The 6000-nt window shown below is 44.8% G+C and carries 2 protein-coding genes; both read right to left on the bottom strand.

Features of this window, described 5'->3' with window-relative positions; genetic code table 11:
• Window positions 1-220: 220 nt before the first annotated feature.
• Window positions 221-2062, bottom strand: a complete 1842-nt coding sequence (locus B2W49_RS04865; protein WP_291335061.1) for a long-chain-acyl-CoA synthetase — start codon at window positions 2060-2062, stop codon at window positions 221-223.
• A gap of 243 nt (window positions 2063-2305) precedes the next feature.
• The gene (locus B2W49_RS04860) at window positions 2306-5704 is read right to left on the bottom strand and encodes an Rne/Rng family ribonuclease (protein ID WP_291335059.1); all 3399 of its coding nucleotides are present in this window, start codon (window positions 5702-5704) and stop codon (window positions 2306-2308) included.
• Between the last annotated feature and the right edge of the window lie 296 nt (window positions 5705-6000).

The raw sequence follows: 6000 nt of genomic DNA, 5'->3' as shown, positions 1-6000 counted from the left end.
GCTCTACCAGCTGAGCTAACGACCCTGAACCATCATTCAAACTTGGTTTGAATGTGCAGTGCAAGTCAAGCTAAATAGCTTAAAGCACCACTTCGTTTGATGGAGCGTATTGTAGCAAGATATGAAGCGAGCGCAAGTAAAAAATAAAAAAGTTGCCTATGTTTGATTATAAATGCAACAAATTTATCGTATCTAATCAAAAAATAGGCAACGTGGTGGCTTAGAAGCGATATTGATACTGTTGAATATTGTTGTAAATTTCTTGGGTTAGCTCGCAATAAGCAGATTGGTTTGGCAATAACACCAGAATTTTTTCATCACACTGTTTTAAATCAAAACCTTGAGTTTTCAGGGTGTTCTTCTGGTATTTAAAAGTGCCTGTGGTTTGCATTTGCTTTTGAATGCGTAAAAAAACGGGTACTGCATAAGCAGGCATTGCTTTTTTAAACTGTATTAGCATTTGACGCAAGTCGTGTTCGTCTAACTGGCAGCCTTCGTTTAGGGTTATCGCAGCCATACCTGCGCGGCCATTGGTGTGTGGAATTTCAACCCCATACACGACAGCTTCAGCAATTTTTTCATAGTCACTGACAATATTTTCTACTTCTGTGGTGGATACGTTTTCACCTTTCCAGCGGAAGGTATCACCTAAACGATCAACAAACTGCGCGTGACGGAAGCCAATATTGCGGACTAAATCGCCTGTATTAAAATAGGTATCACCTTGTTTAAACACATTTTGCATCATCACCGCCTTGTTTTTTTCGGGGTCGGTGTAGCCATCAAATGGTGAGCGACGGGTGATTTTTCCAATCAATAAGCCGACTTCGCCTTTTTTGACTTTAATGCAGTTGCCTTTGGCGTCGCGTACAGGCTCATTTTTTTCTTTATCAAATTGAATGACCGCATAAGGTGTAGGCGAAAAACCAACGGTATTGTCAAAATTAAACACGTTGCTAAAACCAACGTTGCCTTCGCTAGACGCATACAGTTCTAGAATTTCTTGAATGCCAAAGCGTGTTTTGAATTTGCTCCAAATATTAGGGCGCATGCCATTGCCAATCATTTTAGTTACGCGATGTCCCTGCTCTAAATCAGAAGCAGGTGCATCTATTAAATATCGGCACAATTCGCCTACATAGCCAATAGCTGAGGCATTAAATTTGTGTACATCTTGCCAGAAACATGAAGTGGAATATTTTCTGCGGATGGCAAAGGTGGCACTGCCTGCAATTACGCCACACCAACACACCACAATACCAGTGGCATGGTACAGCGGCAGGGTACAGTACATCACATCATCTTGGTTTAAACCTAAGACATGACCATAGGTGCCATAAGCCAGCGTCCAGCGGCTATTGGTGAAAATCACTGCTTTAGGCAAGCCTGTGGTACCTGAGGTATAGATATAAAACAGCCCATCTTTGCCCTGTACTGACTGTGTGGTGGCAGGGTTAAAGCTTGGGAATGATGCTATACATTGCGCTAAATTTTGAAAACCTTCGGGAGCAGTGCCAGTATCGGTACGGGTATTTTGATCTGCAAACCAGTACAGACGGTTTTCTGCAAGCTCAAGTTCTTGGCGAATATCGGCAACGGCTTGGCGACATTCTTCACCTACAATGACGGCAATTGGTTTGACTAAATTAATGCTGTGCGCCAAAACTTTGGCGACTTGTGCGGTATTGACCAAAGCCGCGATAACGCCAATTTTTGCCAAGCCAATGACACTGGCAATTAATTCAGGGCGATTTTCCAACATCACCGCAATGACATCACCTTTGCGTGCGCCAATGCTTAAATAGTAATGTGCAATTTGGTTAGCCCATGCGTTTAGCTGCAAATAGCTGTACTGCTGATCTTCAAACATTAATGCACAGCCATGAGGGTTGCGATGCACAGCTTTTTCAAACGCTAGACCTAAGCCTGCAGGCGTGTTGGGTGTGCGTAAATAGGCTTGTTTTAACCCTGTGATCAGGTGGGGCACTTTAGTCATAAACTGCGGAATTTTTGCCGCAACATCCGTTAAGCCAATTAAATCGCTTTTTGTCATCTGGTTCATAAGAATCCTGTTTTTGTCATCATCCGTTGCATCTGCACTGCATCGCGTCTTATTGTTTTGTAATCCCTTAGCCCTAGTGCAATCAACCTAATTTTTCAGCGTTATACTGGATTTTATAAAATCATGGAGTAAATCTAAATCGCAGCATGACTAAAATTCAGGTCGATGCGCTAAGTTTTACGTTACAAAAAAATCCAGTCATCGAAATGACTGGATTTTTTTATTCCGCTGAAAAAGTCCGAATTACGACTCAGTTGGCGGCGTAGCTTTCTTTGGTGGACGACCACGTGGACGACGTGGGCGTACCACTTTTTCTTTGTCTGCTTTTTCTTGTTCAGATTCAGCTGTTTCGGCTGGATTATCTACAGCCAATTCTGCTTGTACTGGTTCCGCAGCGACTGACCTAGATGCTTCAGCAGTTTCTGCTTCGGTAGGGGCAGTCTGTTGTTCTACTTGCTCAGTTTGAACTGTTACAGCAGGTGCTTCTTCTGGAGTCGTACTGACTTCTGTAGAAACAGCTTCTGCTTCAGCATTTGCAGCAGCAGGCTGTTCAACTTCGGTTGCAGAATTTGCTGCTACAGGGGCTGCTTTGGTTTCAGCTTCTGCATCAGTTTTTTCAACTGCTTGAGCCTGCTTAGCTTGCTCTAACGCTTGTTCAGCGGCCTGCTTTGCTAAACGACGACGCTCACGTGGGTCATTGGCCACCCGTTTGTCTGACACAGGTTTAGGTGGTGTCAGGTCTAGCACAGGTGCAGGCTCAGCTTCAGGAGCAGCTTTGGCAACTTCTACATCACGAGTGACAGGTTTTTTCTCTGCCACAGGTGCAGTGCTAACGAGGCTCGCAGCATACTCGTCAGTGAACTTCTGCAAAGCACGGTTGAACGTTGGAATTAAGCCAAACTGTTCAATCAGAACTGAACAATCTTCACCATAGACGTGGCGAATCAGACTACCAATGCTGTATTGCGCTAAAGTTGGCACCTGTGAAGGTTTTAACTTTGGTGTAGCTGCTTGCTGTGCTTGAGTTGCACGTTGCTGACGACGATGCTGACGCGGGTCATTGCTGGCACGTTTTGCAGGCGCAGTCGGTTGTGCTTGTACTTCCGCAGGTGTAGCTGTTTCTTCTGCAATAACAGGAGTAGCTTCTACCGCAGCAACAGCTTGAGTTGGTTCAGTAACAGTTTCAAGCACAGTTGCTTCTACTGCTGTCACTGGTACAGCCGCAACTGGTGCAGCATTCAATGCCACAATTTCAGTTTGAGCCTGATCGATATTCACCACCAAAGCCGTAGTATTGAACTCTTGACGTGGTGCATCAATTAAGTCCACTTTCGGCTGATTAGAAGCAACTGCGGTAGGTGTTTGCTCATTCAATACGCTTGGGTCGCGGTGACGAATTGGGCGTTCTGGACGAGGCTGGTTACGACGGTCACGACGTGGCACAGCATTTTGCTGCTGCTCATTGTTGTTTTGAGCATCTTGCTGCTGCGGTGCTTGGTCATTGCTATGCTGACGACGAGAGCTGCGTTTATTTTCACGCGCTTCTTGACGTTGCTCCTGACGCGACATCTGAACCACTTCTTCATGCACTGGATGTTGTTGATTGTCGTGCTGAGTTTGCGGCTCACGTTGCTCTTTGTGTTTGTTATTATTGTTGCTGTGACGCGGCTTTTTGTTGTTGTGACGCGGAGCAGGTTTGTCTTCACGTTCAGCAGATTTATCTGCAGAGTCACGCTCAGTTTTTTGTGCTACTGTCGATGGTGCAAGGTACACATTTTGACTGCTTGCAGCAGGGGTCGCAGACGCAGTTGCAATTTGACCAAACTGACCACGACTCACAGCACCGCTATTCACCATTTGCTCAATGGCTGCTGCAGCATTGTTGGCACTACGTGCTTGATCAATGGTGCTGGCTTGCTTTTGAACAAATAGGTTTTCTAACCATGCACAAGGACTTGCAGCAGTTGTTGCTGCCGCAGGCGCAGACTGCTGTTGTGCAGATGTTTTATGTTGCTGTGCTGCTTGTGGTTTTCTTGCAGAGGTTTTTTCTGCCGCAGGTGCAGCAGCGTGGCTGTGCGATTGATCGGCTTCTTCTAAATGCCATTCAGAAGATTCATAACCCAACTCTTTTTCGCTTGAACGAGTTGCTTCAGTACGTTCATAGCTTGTTGGTGCAAAACCTTCAGGATTATACGAAATTTCGTAATGTGGGGTTTCTAAGTGTGGGTGTGGTAATACAGTTACTCGCACATTTGAAGTTTGCTCAAGGTAAACTAGGCTGTGACGTTTTTCATTCAGTAAGAATGCCGCAATTTCAACGGGTACTTCGACTTGAACTTCGCCATGACGTTCACGCAGGGCAATCTCTTCCACTTTACGCATAATAGAAAGTGAAAGAGAGCGTAGGTCACGCACCATGCCTGTGCCATGACAGCGTGGGCAAACGTAGCCAGTCGCTTCTTCAAGCGATGGACGTAAGCGTTGACGGCTCATTTCCATTAAACCAAAACGCGATAATTGACCAAATTGAATACGTGCGCGGTCACTTTGCGTCGCTTCACGAAGTTTGGCTTCAACCATACGTTGGTTGCGGTCTTTGGTCATGTCGATAAAGTCGATGACCACCAAACCACCGATGTCGCGTAAACGTAATTGACGTGCAATTTCTTCGGCAGCTTCAAGGTTGGTATTAAGCGCAGTATCTTCAACATCTTGACCACGGGTAGATTTTGCCGAGTTGATGTCAATTGAAACTAATGCTTCAGTTTGGTCAATAACAATAGAACCGCCTGAAGGCAATTTAACTTCACGCTCATAAGCTGTTTGAATTTGGCTTTCGATACCAAAATGTGCGAATAGCGGCTCATTTAAAGTATAGGTTTTTAGCTTGTCTAACTGACGTGGCATCACGGCTTTTACGAAGTTATAGGCTTCGTTATAAGCTTGTTCTGAGTCAATTAAAATTTCGGCAACATCATCACGCAAGTAGTCACGAATTGCACGTGTGACTACACCTGCTTCTTGGTGTACCAACATTGGCGATGGGCCAGAACTTGCGGTATTTTGAATTTGAGCCCAAAGGTCAAGCAAGTGTTGTAAATCAAGCTGTAATTCTTCTTGTGAACGACCAATACCTGCAGTACGTACAATCACGCTCATGCCGCGTGGTATGTTTAAAGATGCCAGCATTTCTTTGAGTTCTTCACGTACAGAACCTGAAATTTGACGACTGATACCGCCACCTTTCGGGTTGTTTGGCATAAGTACTAAATAACGACCTGCCAAGGAAATGAAGGTAGAGAGCGCAGCACCTTTGTTGCCACGTTCTTCTTTTTCTACCTGCACTAAAAGCTCAGTGCCCTCAGTAATCAATTCACGAATATTGGAAGTTTGGCGAGGATCGGCTTTGAAATAAGAGTTTGCGATTTCACGCATAGAAAGGAAGCCTTGGCGACCTGCACCGTATTCAACAAATACGGCTTCTAAAGAAGGCTCTACACGGGTCACATGACCTTTGTAGATATTCGATTTTTTTTGTTCACGGGTACGATTTTCTAAATCAAAATCGTAAAGACGCTGACCAGTGACAAGTGCAACGCGAATTTCTTCGGCATGTGTTGCATTAATCAACATACGTTTCATGGGTGTAACACCTTATAGTGATACACAGCAAAAAATCGCTAGACACGTAGCGAACATCAAGCATCACGGATCAATGGCTCAAATCTGCAATGAATTTCATTGTGCTTTGAGTCTTTTATTCCCAGCGTCTATTTTGATATAGATCAGCTTTGGTTTTGATTCACGTATTGATGATGGCAATACGGCTTTAACCTTTAAACGGATAAAGTCACCTGATCACTTCACTGGCGGACGAGCGGTGTATTGGATGTGTGTAACTTTCACTGTCACATTGCTCGAAGACTATCTCTTCTTTC

The sequence above is a fragment of the Acinetobacter sp. UBA801 genome, assembly GCA_002296655.1.
In the GTDB taxonomy this organism is placed as follows: Bacteria; Pseudomonadota; Gammaproteobacteria; order Pseudomonadales; family Moraxellaceae; genus Acinetobacter.
Note: the sequence above shows the minus strand (reverse complement) of the source record. Positions and strands in the feature narration are given on the sequence as shown.